Source organism: Streptomyces sp. NPDC057694, assembly GCF_042799415.1.
GTDB lineage: Bacteria > Actinomycetota > Actinomycetes > Streptomycetales > Streptomycetaceae > Streptomyces.
The window spans coordinates 67604-81413 of record NZ_JBHVIX010000020.1 but is presented as its reverse complement, the minus strand read 5'-3'; the positions used below and the strand labels follow the sequence as shown (position 1 = coordinate 81413).

At 72.3% G+C, this 13810-nt stretch carries 15 protein-coding genes; 7 read left to right on the top strand and 8 right to left on the bottom strand.

The features are described from left to right. Positions 1–31 precede the first annotated feature (31 nt). Together ACFVDP_RS32440 and ACFVDP_RS32435 are read right to left on the bottom strand one after the other, a co-directional pair. Positions 32–1042 carry an ImpB/MucB/SamB family protein gene (locus tag ACFVDP_RS32440; protein WP_383497592.1) on the bottom strand — a complete coding sequence of 337 codons (1011 nt, stop codon included), beginning with the start codon at positions 1040–1042 and terminating at the stop codon, positions 32–34. After that, complete coding sequence (locus tag ACFVDP_RS32435; protein ID WP_383497590.1) at positions 1039–4497, bottom strand: DNA polymerase III subunit alpha; 3459 nt, start codon at positions 4495–4497, stop codon at positions 1039–1041. The genes ACFVDP_RS32440 and ACFVDP_RS32435 overlap by 4 nt, the downstream gene beginning before the upstream one ends. Before the next feature lie 135 nt (positions 4498–4632). Between ACFVDP_RS32435 and ACFVDP_RS32430 the strand changes: the two genes are divergently transcribed. Then, entirely contained in the window at positions 4633–5094 is a 462-nt protein-coding gene (locus ACFVDP_RS32430; protein ID WP_383497588.1) for a GNAT family N-acetyltransferase, read from the top strand. Between the two features lie 28 nt (positions 5095–5122). On the opposite strand, the gene ACFVDP_RS32425 is transcribed toward ACFVDP_RS32430, so the two are convergent. Then, the gene (locus ACFVDP_RS32425) at positions 5123–5497 is read right to left on the bottom strand and encodes a cupin domain-containing protein (protein ID WP_383497586.1); all 375 of its coding nucleotides are present in this window, start codon (positions 5495–5497) and stop codon (positions 5123–5125) included. 106 nt (positions 5498–5603) lie between these two features. Between ACFVDP_RS32425 and ACFVDP_RS32420 the strand changes: the two genes are divergently transcribed. Then, positions 5604–6050, top strand: coding sequence for a MarR family winged helix-turn-helix transcriptional regulator (locus ACFVDP_RS32420; RefSeq protein ID WP_383497584.1), 447 nt, complete (start codon positions 5604–5606; stop codon positions 6048–6050). An 80-nt stretch (positions 6051–6130) separates the two neighbouring features. Here the strand turns inward: ACFVDP_RS32420 and ACFVDP_RS32415 are convergent, their stop codons facing one another. Next, positions 6131–7132 (bottom strand): lytic polysaccharide monooxygenase, encoded by a 1002-nt coding sequence (locus ACFVDP_RS32415; RefSeq protein ID WP_383497582.1) that lies wholly within the window; start codon positions 7130–7132, stop codon positions 6131–6133. 204 nt (positions 7133–7336) lie between these two features. Between ACFVDP_RS32415 and ACFVDP_RS32410 the strand changes: the two genes are divergently transcribed. Then, positions 7337–7843 (top strand): GNAT family N-acetyltransferase, encoded by a 507-nt coding sequence (locus ACFVDP_RS32410; RefSeq protein WP_383497580.1) that lies wholly within the window; start codon positions 7337–7339, stop codon positions 7841–7843. Positions 7844–7888: 45 nt separating this feature from the next. Here the strand turns inward: ACFVDP_RS32410 and ACFVDP_RS32405 are convergent, their stop codons facing one another. Beyond that, positions 7889–8026, bottom strand: coding sequence for a hypothetical protein (locus tag ACFVDP_RS32405; RefSeq protein ID WP_383497578.1), 138 nt, complete (start codon positions 8024–8026; stop codon positions 7889–7891). A 168-nt stretch (positions 8027–8194) separates the two neighbouring features. On the opposite strand from ACFVDP_RS32405, the gene ACFVDP_RS32400 reads away from it, so the two are divergent. After that, entirely contained in the window at positions 8195–8359 is a 165-nt protein-coding gene (locus ACFVDP_RS32400; RefSeq protein ID WP_383497576.1) for a hypothetical protein, read from the top strand. Beyond that, positions 8356–8982, top strand: coding sequence for a class I SAM-dependent methyltransferase (locus ACFVDP_RS32395; RefSeq protein WP_383497574.1), 627 nt, complete (start codon positions 8356–8358; stop codon positions 8980–8982). Before ACFVDP_RS32400 ends, ACFVDP_RS32395 begins: the two co-directional genes overlap by 4 nt. Here the strand turns inward: ACFVDP_RS32395 and ACFVDP_RS32390 are convergent. Together ACFVDP_RS32390 and ACFVDP_RS32385 are read right to left on the bottom strand one after the other, a co-directional pair. Continuing rightward, entirely contained in the window at positions 8975–9481 is a 507-nt protein-coding gene (locus ACFVDP_RS32390) for a DUF402 domain-containing protein (protein WP_383497572.1), read from the bottom strand. The two genes, ACFVDP_RS32395 and ACFVDP_RS32390, sit on opposite strands and share 8 nt — an antisense overlap. After that, a complete protein-coding gene (locus ACFVDP_RS32385) occupies positions 9450–10397 on the bottom strand; it encodes a GNAT family N-acetyltransferase (protein WP_383497570.1) in 948 nt (315 codons plus the stop codon). Before ACFVDP_RS32385 ends, ACFVDP_RS32390 begins: the two co-directional genes overlap by 32 nt. Positions 10398–10467: 70 nt before the next feature. Between ACFVDP_RS32385 and ACFVDP_RS32380 the strand changes: the two genes are divergently transcribed. Then, entirely contained in the window at positions 10468–10833 is a 366-nt protein-coding gene (locus tag ACFVDP_RS32380) for a GntR family transcriptional regulator (RefSeq protein WP_383497568.1), read from the top strand. Positions 10834–11118: 285 nt separating this feature from the next. On the opposite strand, the gene ACFVDP_RS32375 is transcribed toward ACFVDP_RS32380, so the two are convergent. After that, positions 11119–12213 carry a DUF5925 domain-containing protein gene (locus ACFVDP_RS32375; protein WP_383497566.1) on the bottom strand — a complete coding sequence of 365 codons (1095 nt, stop codon included), beginning with the start codon at positions 12211–12213 and terminating at the stop codon, positions 11119–11121. A 153-nt stretch (positions 12214–12366) separates the two neighbouring features. Here ACFVDP_RS32375 and ACFVDP_RS32370 point away from each other — a divergent pair, with 153 nt between their 5' ends. Further along, on the top strand, positions 12367–13788 hold the full coding sequence (locus ACFVDP_RS32370) for a xylan 1,4-beta-xylosidase (protein ID WP_383497564.1): 1422 nt from the start codon (positions 12367–12369) through the stop codon (positions 13786–13788). Positions 13789–13810 lie beyond the last annotated feature (22 nt).

The window sequence follows — 13810 nt, the reverse complement described above, 5'->3', positions numbered from 1 at the left end:
CGCCTTCGGGAATCGGTGACCGGCGCCGCCTTCAGTAACCACTGACAGGTGCCCCGGGCCCGGCCCCCGCGAGCGTGCCGGGCCGCACGGCGTCGGGGCCGAACCGGCGGCGGGCCCGGTCCGCGGCGGCCTCCACGGCGCGGGCGCGATCGGCACCCGGGTCCAGCGAGAGCTGAAGGTGCGCCGTCCCGGCCGGGCGGAGGTCGTCGGCGCGGACCGTGAAGGCGCGCACGCGCGCGCGTTGCAGCCCGAGACCGGCCAGCAGTGTGAGCGCGGTGCCCGCGAGAGCCGGTGAGTGGCCGGTGGACTCCGGCAGGGCGCGGGTGCGCGTGGTGGAGCTGCGGTCCGCGTACCGCACGGTGAGGGTGAGCCGCCCGGCGACCCGGCCCTGACCGCGCAGCCGCTGGCCCAGCTGATCGGCGAGACCCAGGACGGCGCGGTGCTGCCCGGCCGGGTCGAGACAGTCGCGGTCGAGGACGAGATCGGCGCTCAGGTGCTCGGCGGGCTCGGCCGGGACGACCGGGCGCGGGTCGTGGCCGCGGGCGCGTTCGGCCAGCAGCCGCGCCTGCGCGCTCCCGAGGAGTCGTTGCAGGGTCGCGGGCGGCAGCTCCGCGAGCTGTCCGATGGTGTGCAGGCCGAACTTGCCGAGCGTCGTCGCCGTACTGCGGCCGATGCCGGGCAGGGCCGCGACCGGCCGCGGCGCGAGCCACTGGGCGGCGCGCTCGGCGGGCACCCAGGTGGTGGCCTCCGGCGCCGAGGCGTCCGCCGCCATGGCCGCCAGCATGCGGTTGCCCGCGAGCCCGGCGCTGCACTCGATGCCGTAGAAGAGCTTCAGCCGGAGCATCGCCGTCTGGACCACGTCGTACGGGGACATGTCGAAGTAGCGGAGCGCCGACGTCAGGTCCAGCTGGACGGCGTCGGGCGGGACGGCCTGCACATGCGGTGTGATACCGCACATCAGTTCGATTATTTTTTCGTACTGCTCCTCGCTCAGCCGGGCGTGCAGGTGGAGATGGGCGATGTGCCGCTGACGTGTGGTCATCCCGCGCTCCCCGGACTCGTATAACCGAACTTCTTCAGATCCGCCGACCGGCTGCCCGCGGGCTGGAGGTCGGCGTACGGGTGCAGCCGGGCGCCCGTGGTGCCGTTGGCGAGGGTGCGCCCGGGCTGGGCGGGTGTCGGGTGCGGACGGCTCGCGCCGAGCAGGGCGAGCGCGGCCTCGGGGCCGTTGTCGCGGCGGGCCGCGGCGATCTCGTCCAGGTCCCACGCCATGGTGCCGACCACGGTGCGGCGGGTGCCGCGCACCTGGACCGTGCCGCGCACCAGGAGCAGCCCGCTGTGGAAGACGGTGTGCGCGCAGGCCGGATGCGAGTCCTCGAAGAACGCCAGGTCCACCAGGCCCGAGCCGTCCTCCAGGGTGACGAAGATGATGCGCTTGCCGCTGGCGATCGGCGGCGTCTGGGTGGAGGCCCGCACCCCGGCGACGAGCACCTGCTGCCCGGCGCGCAGCCCGGCCAGATGCGCCGCGTCGGTCGCGCCGATCTCCCGCAGCAGCCGGTGGTGATGCTCCATCAGGTGCTTGGAGACATCGAGGCCGAGGGTGTTCAGCTCGGCGCTCATGGTCTCCCGCGAGGTCAGGTCCGGCAGGCCGCTGGGGTCCTGCCCGCCCACCGCACCGGTGTCGAAGGGGAGTTGGCCCTCGCCCGCGGTCCGGGTGCGGGACTGCCGGTGGAGTTCGGCGATCTGGAGCAGCAGGTCGCGGCGGGTGAGCCGGCCGTCGTGCAGACAGCCCAGGGCGCCGATCTCGGCGAGCCGTTCGGCGGTCGGCCGGCTGGGACGGGCCCGCTGCCAGAAGTCGGACAGCGAACCGTAGGGCTGCCCCTCCTCGATCCGCGCGGCCTCCTCCTCGCTGATGCCGCGCACCTCGGACAGCGCGAGCCGCACCCCCCACCGCTCCCTGTCGGTCTCCTCGACGATGTGCCGTACGCGCGAACGGTTGATGTCGACCGGCAGGACCGGCACGCCGCCCCGGCGGGCGTCGGCGACCAGGACCCGCTTGGGCCACATCCCGGGATCGTGTTCGAGCAGCCCCGCCAGCAGATACGCGGGGAAGTGCGCCTTGAGCCAGGCACTTTGCAGGGCAGGCACGGCGAACGCGACGGCGTGCGCCCGGCAGAACCCGTAGGCGCCGAACGCCTCGACGGTCTTCCAGACCTCGTCGCGCACCGCGTCGCCGTACCCGCGCGCCCGCGCCTGCCGATGGAACCAGTCCCGGATACGGGGCAGCCGCTCCTTGTCCCCGAGCGCGCGCCGGGCGATCTCCGCCATGGCGCGGTCGCAGCCCGTCAGCACCGACAGGGTCTCGATGATCTGCTCGTGCCAGATGGTCACGCCGTAGGTGTCCGCGAGCACGGGCTCCAGGTCCGGATGGGCGTAGGAGGGAGTACCGCCGTGCCGGGCGGCGATGTACCGCTCGGGCATCCCGCCCGCGACCGGCCCGGGCCGGAAGAGGCTGATGTCGGCGATGACGTCCTGCGGATCGCGGGGCTGGAGCCGTGACAGCAGGTCCTGCTGGCCGGGGGACTCCAGCTGGAACAGGCCCAGGGTGCGGCTCTCCTGGATGAGCTTGAACGCGAAGACGTCGTCGAGCGGCACCTGCTCCTGGTCGTCCAGGTCGACGCGGTTGCCGGTGGTGCGCTCGATCTCCGCGACGGCATGGGCCATCGCGGACTGCATCCGCACGCCCAGGACGTCCAGCTTGATGTTGCCCAGCGCCTCGATCTCCTCCTTGGCCGCCATCGCCATCGGGTAGTCGCCCTGCGGCGTCGGCTGCACCGGCAGCCGGTCCAGCAGGGTCGCGTCGCTGATGACCACACCGCAGGGGTGCATGGCCATGCCGTGGACCAGGGAGTCGAGCCCCTCGGCCAGCTCCCACAGCGGCCCGTACCGGTGTGCCTGGGCCGCGAGCCCGCGCAGTTCCGGCAGTTCGGCGAGGGCGCCGGTGATGTCGGACGCGCGCAGGTGCGGAAAGCTCTTGGCGATCCGGTCGACCTCCGCCGGTTCGATGCCCAGGGCGAGCCCGACGTCGCGCAGCGCCCGGCGCGCCCGGTAGGTCTCCGGCATCGCGGTGACCGCCACCCGCTCCTTCCCGAACCGCTCGAAGATCACGTCGTAGCACTCCAGGCGCCGCGCGGACTCCACGTCGAGGTCGATGTCCGGCAGCGAGGCCCGGCGCACGCTCAGGAAACGTTCGAACAGCAGCCGGTGCTCCAGCGGGTTGGCCGTGGCGATGCCCAGCGCGTGGCAGACCATCGACCCGGCGCCCGAGCCGCGCGCGGCGACCCGGATCCCCTTCGCGCGGATGTCGGCCACGACCTGCCCGATGGCGAGGAAGTACGCGTCGTAGTCCAGCTCCGAGATCACGGCGAGCTCTTCGTCCAGCCGCTTCAGGGCGGCCGGGTCGCGCTCCAGGCCGCGCCGGGCCAGACCGGCCTCGGACTGCTCGCGCAGCAGCCGGGCCGCGCCGCCGGTGCGGGGCGAGGCGCCGAACAGTTCGGGTTCCGGGAGCTTACGGGTGCGCAGGCCGAGATCCGCCACGGGATCCACGGCGCAGGCGGCCGCGGTGGCCGCCGTGTCCGCCAGCAGCCGCTCGGCCCGCCGGGGCCCGGCCCCGGCGCACTCGGCGATCATGCGTGCGACGCCCGCCATGGCCGCCTCGTCCTTGAGCCAGCGCTGTCCGCTGTCGAGGCGGCGCGGGTCGATGGGGCGCAGCAGCCGCGCGGCGTCCAGCACATCGGCGAGGCGGTGCTGGTCGGGGTCGGCGTAGCGCACCGCGTTGGTGAGGACGGCGGTGGTGCCGGTGCGGTCGGCCAGGGTCAGGGTGCGGGCGGCCAGGCGCAGGGATCCCGCCCCTGTGCTGAAACGTTTCTGCGCAACCGCTTCGAGCCGTACGCCCGTCCCGAAGATCTCCTGCCACGGGGCCAGCAGCTTCCGCGCGACGTCCTCCCGGCCCACGGCCAGCGCCCGGACCGGCTCGGAGAGCGGGCCGAGCAGCACCGTCAGGCCGGGGCCGCCGTGCTCGCGCAGCGCCTCCCACGGCACGACCGGCGCCCCGGACGCCGTGGTCGCGGCGTGCGCGTGAGCGGCCGAGGTGATCCGGCACAGCCGGGCCCATCCGGCCCGGTTCTCGGCCAGCAGGACGACCCGCAGCGGCGGCTCGATCACGTGCGCCCCGCCGCGGGCCGGGGTGCGGCGCCGCTGTGCGGGGGGCGGGGGTGCGAGGGCCTCCACGGCGAGGTCGATCCCGAAGACCGGCCGGATCCCCTCCGCGGCGCACGCCTCGGCGAATCGAACGGCGCCGGTGACCGTGTCCCGGTCGGTCAGCGCCAGCACCGACATGCCGCGCTTCGCCGCCCGGCGTGCCAGGTGCTCGGGGTGGGAGGCGCCGTAGCGCATCGAATAGCCGGATGCGACATGCAGGTGAGCAAAGCCCGTCATGCCACACCTCCATCGCTTTGCCCCCTTCGCCGCTTCTGTCCGATGGCTCAATCGTACTCGCGTTCGATAACTTCAGTAACTCTAGCTCAGTGTTCGAACATTTGATCGCATACGAGGAGGATCTAAGGTGCTCCCATGGCGAACGACCTGCGTCTCTGTGACATAACCCCCGGCAACCTCGACGCCGCCCTCGGTGTGCGGGTGCGGGCGGACCAGGAGCATCGGGTGGCGCCGGTGGTGAAGTCGCTGGCCGAGGCGTATGTGCATCCCGGCGTGGCCTGGCCCCGGCTGATCGTCGACGGGGAGCGGACCGTCGGGTTCCTGATGGCCTTCTTCGACATCGATTGGAAGGGTGACGGCACCGACCACCGCTCCGGGCTGTGGCGGCTGAACATCGCTGAGGGGGAGCAGGGCCGGGGTTACGGCCGCTTCGCCGTCGAGGCCGTGGCCGACGAGCTGCGCCGCCGCGGCGGCACCCGCATGTTCGTCACCTGGCGCCCCGGCCCCGACGGCCCCGAGGGGTTCTACCTCGGCCTCGGCTTCCGGCCGACGGGGGAGACCAGCGGCGGGGATGCGGTCGGCGAACTCGCCCTGTAGGCCGGAGGGTTCGCCGAGGCTCCGGGGCCTACCGGGCCCACGGCGGGCTGATCCGCGTACCGTCCGCCAGCTCCGCCTCCAGGCCCACCGATGTCGTCACCCATGTCGTCGCCATGGTGTCCGTGGGGTTCTCCACCGCGAGCGTCGCGCCCGCGTTCACGATCACCGTGTCGCCGGCGGCGACGGTGTGACTCTCGCCGTCGAGGGTCAGCCGCAGCGTCCCCGCGATCAGGTACAGCACCTCCTCGTGGGTCACGGTGTGGGCCGGCGCCTTGGTGCCGGCCGGGATCTCGCCCCGCCAGGCCGCCAGCTGCTCGCTGCCGGTGCGGGGAGTGGCGTACGAGACGAAGCGGGCGCCGTGCATCTCGTGGACGACGGCTTCCGATGCGCGCACTACGGGCATGTCTTCTCCTTGGGCGATCGAGCGATCCAATGGTCAAGCTGCTTGACTACTTGATGCATATGGTCAGGCTGCTTGACCATCTCGTCAAGGGTGTTTCAATGCGAGGGTGCAGAAGACCGAAGCCCTCGCCCTGTCCGCCGCCCTGCTCGCCGCCGCGGGCGAGCTGACGCAACGCCTGCACGACGGCGTCGTGGCCAGAGGGTTCGACGGGCTGCGGCCCGTGCACGGCTTCGCGTTCTCGCGGCTGTCCGCCGGGGACGCCACCACCACCGACCTCGCCTCGCACCTCGGCGTGACCAAGCAGGCCGCGAGCCAGCTCGTCGACGAGATGGTGCGCAAGGGGTACGTGGAGCGGCGGCCGCACCCCCATGACGCGCGGGCCCGCCTCCTGGTGCTCACCGAGCGCGGCTGGGCCTGCACCCGGGCCGCCGAGGAGGCCGCCGGAGATGCCGTGGGGCCCTGGGTGGAGCGGCTCGGTGAAGAGCAAGTGCGTGTGCTGGCAGGCCAGTTGCTGACCCTCGCGCCGGGCGGGCCGATCAGGCCGATCTGGTGAGGTGACGGCACGCCGACGCCCCGGCGGGCAGCTCGGCCGGCCGGGGCGTACGGATAGGGGAACGCGTGTGACGGGGTCGGTCAGCGGCTGTGCCGGCCGCCGCCCACCGTCGCGCGACGGCGCACCGAGGTGAACAGGCCCGCCGCGCCGATCGCCAGGGCGGCCGCACCGCCGATCGCGATGTACGAGGTGGTCGGGTCACCACCGGTCTCCGCGAGATGCTCCGAACTGCCGTCCGTGGACGGGGTGTTGCCGTCGGAGTCGGCCGCTGCCGCCTCCGTCGACGGGGACGCGGACCCGTGGTCCTCGTGCGTGGTCGCCGTGTCGTCGCCCATGTCCATGCCGCTGTGGTCCACCGTCGACTTGTCGGCGTCCTCGGTGATCTGCTCGTCGGAGGGGGCGGAGGCCTCCGGCGCCGCCGCGCTCGTGGACCCGGAGCCGCTGCTGCCGCCGTACGTCACGTCCGAGCAGGAGTAGAACGCCTCCGGGCTGTCCGAGCGCTGCCAGATGCCGTAGACCAACTGGCGGCCCGTGCGCTCGGGCAGCGTGCCGGAGAACGTGTAGTAGCCACTCTCGGCCGTCGGGTCCGTCTTCGTCGCCACCGGGTGCTCCAGATCCAGGTCGGACCAGGCCAGCGGCTTCGACGCGTCGTAACTCTGCTTCGTCACATAGAGGTTGAAGGTGCCCTTGTGCTGGGCGGTCACCTTGTACTTGAAGGTGTACGCGCCCGCCGAGACCTTCGTCGCCGGCCAGTCGTCGCGCGCCAGGTCCATGCCCTTGAACTCCTCGGAGTTCGCCGAGCACAGCTTGCCGTCCGGGATCTTCGCCTGGTGCTGACCGCCCGCGTCGCCGATGCGGATGCCGTTCCAGTCGTAGAGGGCCTGCGAGCCGCCCGCCGCGACCGCCGCCTTGCACGCCGCCGAGGTGGGGTTCTCGGCGCCCTCCGCGTAGCAGGCCGCGACCCGGCTGACCGGGTCGCCGAGCGTGCCGTGCGCGGCCGCGGGCGTCGCGGAGAAGGCGGCCAGGGCGGTGGCGCCCGAGACGGCGGCGGTGAGCGCGGTCAGGGTACGGCGTGTGGGCATGGGGGGCTCCTCGGTCTTGTCCGACGTGGGGGTGTGCCAAGGAAGTTAGCCCGCGAGACCGGCCCGTTCGGCCCTTCCCGGGGCCCCGAGTCGATCTTTATGGCGCACTTAAGGCCGGGCTCAGCCGGGGATCAGAAAGCCGGTCGGAAAGCCGGTTGGAAAGCCGGTTGGTGCGAGGGCGGGGCGGTGGCGTAGACAGGAGGCATGAGCGAAGAAACACCTGCGGCGGACCGTACGGCCGACCATGCGGCGGATCCGGGGATCCGCCCGGCCGTCGCCGCCGACGTACCGGCCGTCAAGGCCGTCACCGATGCCGCGTACCGCCCCTACATCGCCCGCATCGGCGTCGTCCCGCAGCCGATGGAGGCCGACCACGCGGCGAATGTCGCGGCGGGTCTGGTGTACGTGACCGGGGACCCGGACGTCGTCGGGCTCGTGGTGGTGGAGGCCCGGCCGGACCATCTGTTCCTGGACAGCGTCGCGGTCCACCCCGACGCCCACGGGCAAGGAGTGGGCCGCCGCCTGCTCGGCTTCGTCGACGAGCACGCGCGCGCCCTCGGCCTGCCCGAAGTCAGGCTCTACACCCACGCGTTGATGCACGAGAACCAGGAGATCTACCCGCGCTACGGATACGAGGTCATGGAGCGCCGCGCCGACGGGCCCTACGACCGCATCCACTACCGCAAGCGGCTGCGCCCCGACGCCGGCTGAAGCCAGGACGGCCGCGTTCTCGCGAAGGTCATCGGGCCGGGTCCCCTACTCGTCCGGCCACCACGTCTTGCGCACGTCCTTGCGCACTTCGGGGCGCTCCCGCTGCCGCTCGGCGGCCTCGTCCCGCAGTCGGCGGGCGGTGTTGCTCTGCCCGACGGGCTTGTGCACGGTCACTCGGCGCATGGCTGCCTCCTGTACCTACACGGTTTCCAACGTGGTGCCGTTGTAGACCTGTTCCCGGAGCGTCGCTCATCGAAGCGCATTTGTCAGTGGCGGTTGTCACTCGGGGAGCGGACGAGCGCCCCCTGACGGCAGGTCGCGTTGTCAGTGCCGCGTGGTCTGATGCGGGACATGAGCGAGAGACCCGAGAGCACCGTCCCTCCCGCCCCGGAGGCACGGGGGCGCATCGAGGCATGGCTGAGCACCCACGCTCCTGTGACGTACGACACGTTGCGGCCGCCCGCCGGTCCGGCCCGGGGCGCCACCGACCTGACCGACACGAAGGAGCACGCGTGAGCACGGACGGTACGAGTGGCATCGGCGGTACGAGCGGCATCGGCGATACGTGGGACGAGGCGGCCGCCACCTTCGACGACGAGCCGGACCACGGGCTGCGGGATCCCGCCGTGCGCGCGGCCTGGGCGGACCGGCTCGACGGCTGGCTGCCCGGGAAGCCGGGCGAGGTGCTCGATCTCGGCTGCGGCACCGGCAGCCTGTCGCTGCTCGCGGCCGAGCGGGGACACCGGGTGACAGGGGTCGACAGCGCGCCGCGCATGCTGGAGCTGGCCCGGCACAAACTGGCGGGCCAGGACGCGGAGTTCCGCCTCGGGGACGCGGCGGCGCCGCCGGTGTCGCCGGGCGCGTACGACGTGGTGCTCGTCCGGCACGTGCTGTGGACACTGCCCGGCCCGGAGGACGTGCTGCGGCACTGGCTGACGCTGCTGCGGCCCGCGGGACGGCTCGTGCTGATCGAGGGGGTGTGGGGCGAGCTGAGCCCGGTGGGCATCCCGGCGGACCGGATCCTGCACACCCTCGCACCGCTCGTCCGCGAGGTGCGGCACACCTCCCTGTCGCAGGACCCGCGCCTGTGGGGCGGGCCGGTGCGCGACGAGCGGTACGCGGTGGTGGCGATCAGCTGAGCAGGTCGGGGAACCCGCCCCGGCGGGCGAGGAGTTCGAGGCCGTCGAGGGCCCGGGTCGCCTCCTGCGCGGCGGCCGGGTCCCGCTCGGCGAGACCGCTGTCGGCGAACTCGTCCTCGTCGAGCCGGATCACCTCGCCGCCGTCCGCCGAGACCCACAGGTCCAGATCGAGATCCTCCGAGAGCAGATCGCCGTCCTCGCCGCGCACCACCGGGCGGGCGATGTCGCAGTACCAGCCCTTCAGCGCGCCGTCCGCGTCCCGCACCTCCTTGACCGCGTACCAGCGGTCGCGCCAGTAGTGCTCGGTGAAGACGTCGCCGGGCGCGAACTGTACGAAGCCGAAGTCCCGTACGCCGTCGCCGGCCCAGTCGGCGCGGACCACCGCGTGCGTGCCGTCGTCGTGCAGCAGCGCCGCCGGATACCTGATCTTCGTACGGCCGGCCTTGACCAGGCGTACGTGCACGACCTCAGGCGTCGAGGGGGCCGAGGGTGCGGACATGGCGGATCTCCTTGGCGTCGAAGGTGTAGCCGAACCAGTTGTTGATCGCGAGCATCGGCTCGTTGCCGGCGTCGTTGCCCGTGTACGCCACCCTGATGCCGGCCTTCCGGGCGCGGTGCAGCGAGTCGTTCTTCGCGAGTTTGGCGAGGCCCCGGCCGCGGTGCGCGCGGGCCGTGCCGGTCATCCCCGACGAGTAGCGGCCGTCGCCGTCGGTGTGGGCGAGGGTGAACGCGGCGGGGTGGCCGTCCACCACGGCCACCGACGTCAGCGCGTGGTCGAGCAGCGGGTTGTTCCAGACTTCCGCCAACCACTGCTCGTAGTCGGTGAGTTCGGTGGCGATGTCACTCGGCTCGTCGGCCGCCGTCTCCGCGTCGAGCGCGAACAGGGGCTGCGGATCGGACGCGAAGTCGGCTCCCGTGCGCAGCTCCACGCCGGGCGGGACGGGGCCGAGGGGCGGCAGCGCGTCGTCGGGGGTGAGGTCGAGGCGCAGGAAGTGGGCGCTGCGGCTGGGCCGGTAGCCGCGGGCCGCCGCCCACGCCAGATTGCGGTCGCCGTCCAGCGCCCAGCAGTACACCTCGCGGGCGCCGTGCTGCGCGAGGTGGGCCTCGGCCGCGCGCAGGATCTGGGTGCCCGCGCCCCGGTTCTCGTGGTCCGGGTGGACGTACACGTTCGCGTAGCCCTGGCCGGGCTGCGGGCTGTCGTGCGCGATGCCGACCTGCGCGGTGCCGATGACCGTCCCGTCGTCCGTCACCGCGATCAGCTGGCGGTAGTGGGCGTCGGGATGCGTGCGGGCCACGTGGTACCTGACCGAGGCGGGGGTAGCGAGCATCGCGGGCACGCAGGCCCGGCGGACCCGGGCGAAACCCTCCGTGTCGGACGGGGATTCCGGGCGCAGCGTGCGAACGATCAATGTCATGGGGCCGGACGGTACGCGCCGGTCGTGCCCGGGTGCCTCCTATTTTCCGGGGCTGCGGGAGAATCGGGCCGTGACCTTGAAGATCCGCATTGACGACAGCGCGGCCCCCTATGAGCAGGTGCGGGCGCAGATCTCCGAGCTGGCCCGGGGCGGGACGCTGCCCGTCGGGTACAAGCTGCCCACCGTGCGGGGGCTTGCCGAGGAGTTGGGGCTCGCCGCGAACACGGTGGCCAAGGCGTATCGGGCGCTCGAGGCGGACGGGGTGATCGAGACGCGGGGGCGCAACGGAACGTTCGTCGCGTCCGCTCGGGACGCGGCTTCCCGGGAGGCCTCCGGCGCGGCCCAGGCCTACGCCGAGCGCGTCCACCGCCTGGGCCTCTCGGAAGACGCCGCCCTCAACGCCGCGCGTGACGCGGTGCGGGCTGCTTATTCCTAGCCGTCTGCGGCTCCGGTGGGGGCTGGTCGCGCAGTTCCCCGCGCCCCTTATCGGGTTGTCGTTCGTCTGCGGCCCGGTGGCCGCTTCTCGCGCAGTTCCCCGCGCCCCTGGAGATGCGCACTTCGTGCGCTATCTCCATCAGAGGCGCGCCCCCGGCTCCAGGTGGAGGCGCGCGGAGCGCAGCCTCAGGGGAAGCTGCGCGCAGCGCATGCTTCAGGGGCGCGGGGAACTGCGCGACCAGCCCCCACCGGAGCCGCGCCCGACCACGCACCCGCCCCAAGCCCCCTACAAATACAACCCCGCATCCGCCCCGCCCCGCTGATCCGGCACAGCCGTCGGAGACACCCCGCGGCGCAGAGCGTAGAGCTCCGCCAGAGTCGCCCCCTCCCGACCCAGGCCCTCCTCCGTGCCGAGCCAGGTCACCGACTCGCGGTGCGTCATCGGGCCCACCTCGATGCGGGCGAGGCAGCGGCCGGGCCGGACCACGGCGGGGTGCAGGCGTTCCAGGTCCTCGTTGGTGGTCACGCCCACCAGAACGTTCCTGCCCTGCCCGAGCAGCCCGTCCGTGAGGTTCAGCAGCCGCGACAGCGCCTGCCCCGCCGTGTGCTTGGCCTCGCCGCGGATCAGCTCGTCGCAGTCCTCCAGCAGAAGCAGCCGCCAGCGCCCCTTCGCCGTACCGTCGTCCTCGCCGATCGCGATGTCCATCAGATAGCCGACGTCGGAGAACAGCCGCTCCGGGTCCAGGACGCAGTCGACCTGGCACCAGTCCCGCCACGACCGCGCCAGCGTGCGCAGCGCCGAGGTCTTGCCCGTGCCGGGCGGCCCGTGGAGCAGCAGCAGCCGGCCCGCGATGTCCTCGGGCCGGGTCTTCATCAGGCTGTCCATCGCCTCGGCGACCGGCGCCGTGTAGTTGGACCGCACCTCGTCCCACGTACCCGCCGAGATCTGCCGGGTCGTACGGTGCGGGCCGCGCCGCGGCGAGACGTACCAGAACCCCATCGTCACGTTCTCCGGCTGCGGTTCGGGCTCGTCGGCCGCGCCGTCCGTGGCCAGCTTGAGGACCTTCTCGGCCAGCTCGGTGGTGGTCGCCGTGACCGAGACGTCGGCGCCCCGGTTCCAGCGGGAGATCAGCAGCGTCCAGCCGTCCCCCTCGGCGAGCGTCGCACTGCGGTCGTCGTCGCGCGCGGAGCGCACGATGCGGGCGTCGGGCGGCAGCAGGGTGGCGCCGGACCTGACCCGGTCGATGTTGACCGCGTGCGCGTGCGGCTGCTCGCCCGTGGCGAAGCGGCCGAGGAAGAGCGCGTCGACGACATCGGAGGGCGAGTCGCTGTCGTCGACGCCCAGCCGGACCGGCAGCGCCTCGAATGGGTTCGCAGACATAACGCCATGATCCGCCAACAGGGGTCCGCCCGCACGGCATTTCCGCAGCGCGTCATCCGTGCCGCACGGCCGCCCGTCACCTCGCCCGTCGTTACGAGGCTGTGGCAGCGGAGTCTGTTCGTTCGTCAACTCCCCTGGTTACTCTTGTCCTTGATGGGACGGCATGGGTGGAATTCGGGGGTGCGGCGATGGCGGCTCATCGCCCTGCTCGGCGTGGGGATGGCCGCACTGGCCCTGGTGCTGACGGTGCTCAGCACGCTTCCTGACAGCAAGGCCAGCACCGCGGGCACCTCGCCCGACGGCGACAAGGTCCACGGCACTCCGGCGGACCCGCCCCCGCAGGTGGGACCCGAGGTCGGCTGGGGCTTCACACACACCCAGCACTCGGCCGACGAGGGCTCGTCGAGCGCCGTCACCCGGGTGGAGAAGCTGCTCGGCGGCCGGCCGATGCCGCAGAACCAGGCGCTCATGGGCTGGGGCGCGGACAACCCCGAGCCGGTGAAGGGGCATTACGACTTCGACGCGATGGACCGGCGCATCGACTTCATCCGCGCGTCCGGCGGCACGCCCGTGATCACGCTGTGCTGCGCGCCCGACTGGATGAAGGGCGGCAAGGCCGGTGTCGACAAGACCAACTGGAGCCGGCAGAACCTGGAGAAGGCCCCCGACCCGGACCACTTCCAGGACTACGCGAACCTGGCGGCCACCGTCGCCAAGCGCTATCCGTACGTACGCCACTTCATCGTGTGGAACGAGTTCAAGGGATTCTGGAACGACGGCAAGGGCCGCTGGGACTACGAGGGCTACACGAAGCTCTACAACCTCGTCCACCAGGCCCTGAAGAAGGTCGACAAGGGCATCCTGGTCGGCGGTCCGTACCTGGTGATGGACAGCCTCGATCCGAAGCAGACCGAGGGCACGTCGGACGCCGTCACGGGGCCCTGGGGGCGCATGGACCAGCGGATCGTCGACGCCTTCGAGTACTGGAACAAGCACAAGGCGGGCGCTGACTTCGTCGTGGTCGACGGATCGAGCTACACGAACGACGACGAGATGCTCCCCGACGAGTTCGGGGCCACCGACAAGTTCACGGCCGTCAGCAGATGGATCGAGCGGCAGACCGGCGATCTGCCGCTGTGGTGGGCCGAGTACTACGTGGAGCCCGCCGACAGCAGGGACGAGCGCGACGGCTGGAGCGAGTCGCACCGCGTCGCCGTGCAGGCCGCCGGAATGATCGCGCTGGCCAAGGGCGGTGCGACGTCCGCGTTCTACTGGAACCCCGAGGACGAGAAGGGCAGATCGTGCGCCGGCTGCCTGTGGCGGCCCACCGACAGTGCCGACGGCGGGGGAGCGCTGCCCATGTACGGGCTCGTGTCGCGGTTCAACGAGGAGTTCGGCCCTGGCACGAAGTTCACCTCGGTCTCCGTCGCCGCCGACGACGTCCCCAATGTGCGGGTGATCGCCGACGACGAGGCCGTACTCGTCGTGAACACCCTGAACCGGCCGATCAGCGCGAAGGTCGACGGCAAGCGGTTCGAGATGCAGGGCTACGAGGTGAAGTGGCTGAAGCGCTGACACCGGAAGGAAGCGGTGTCAG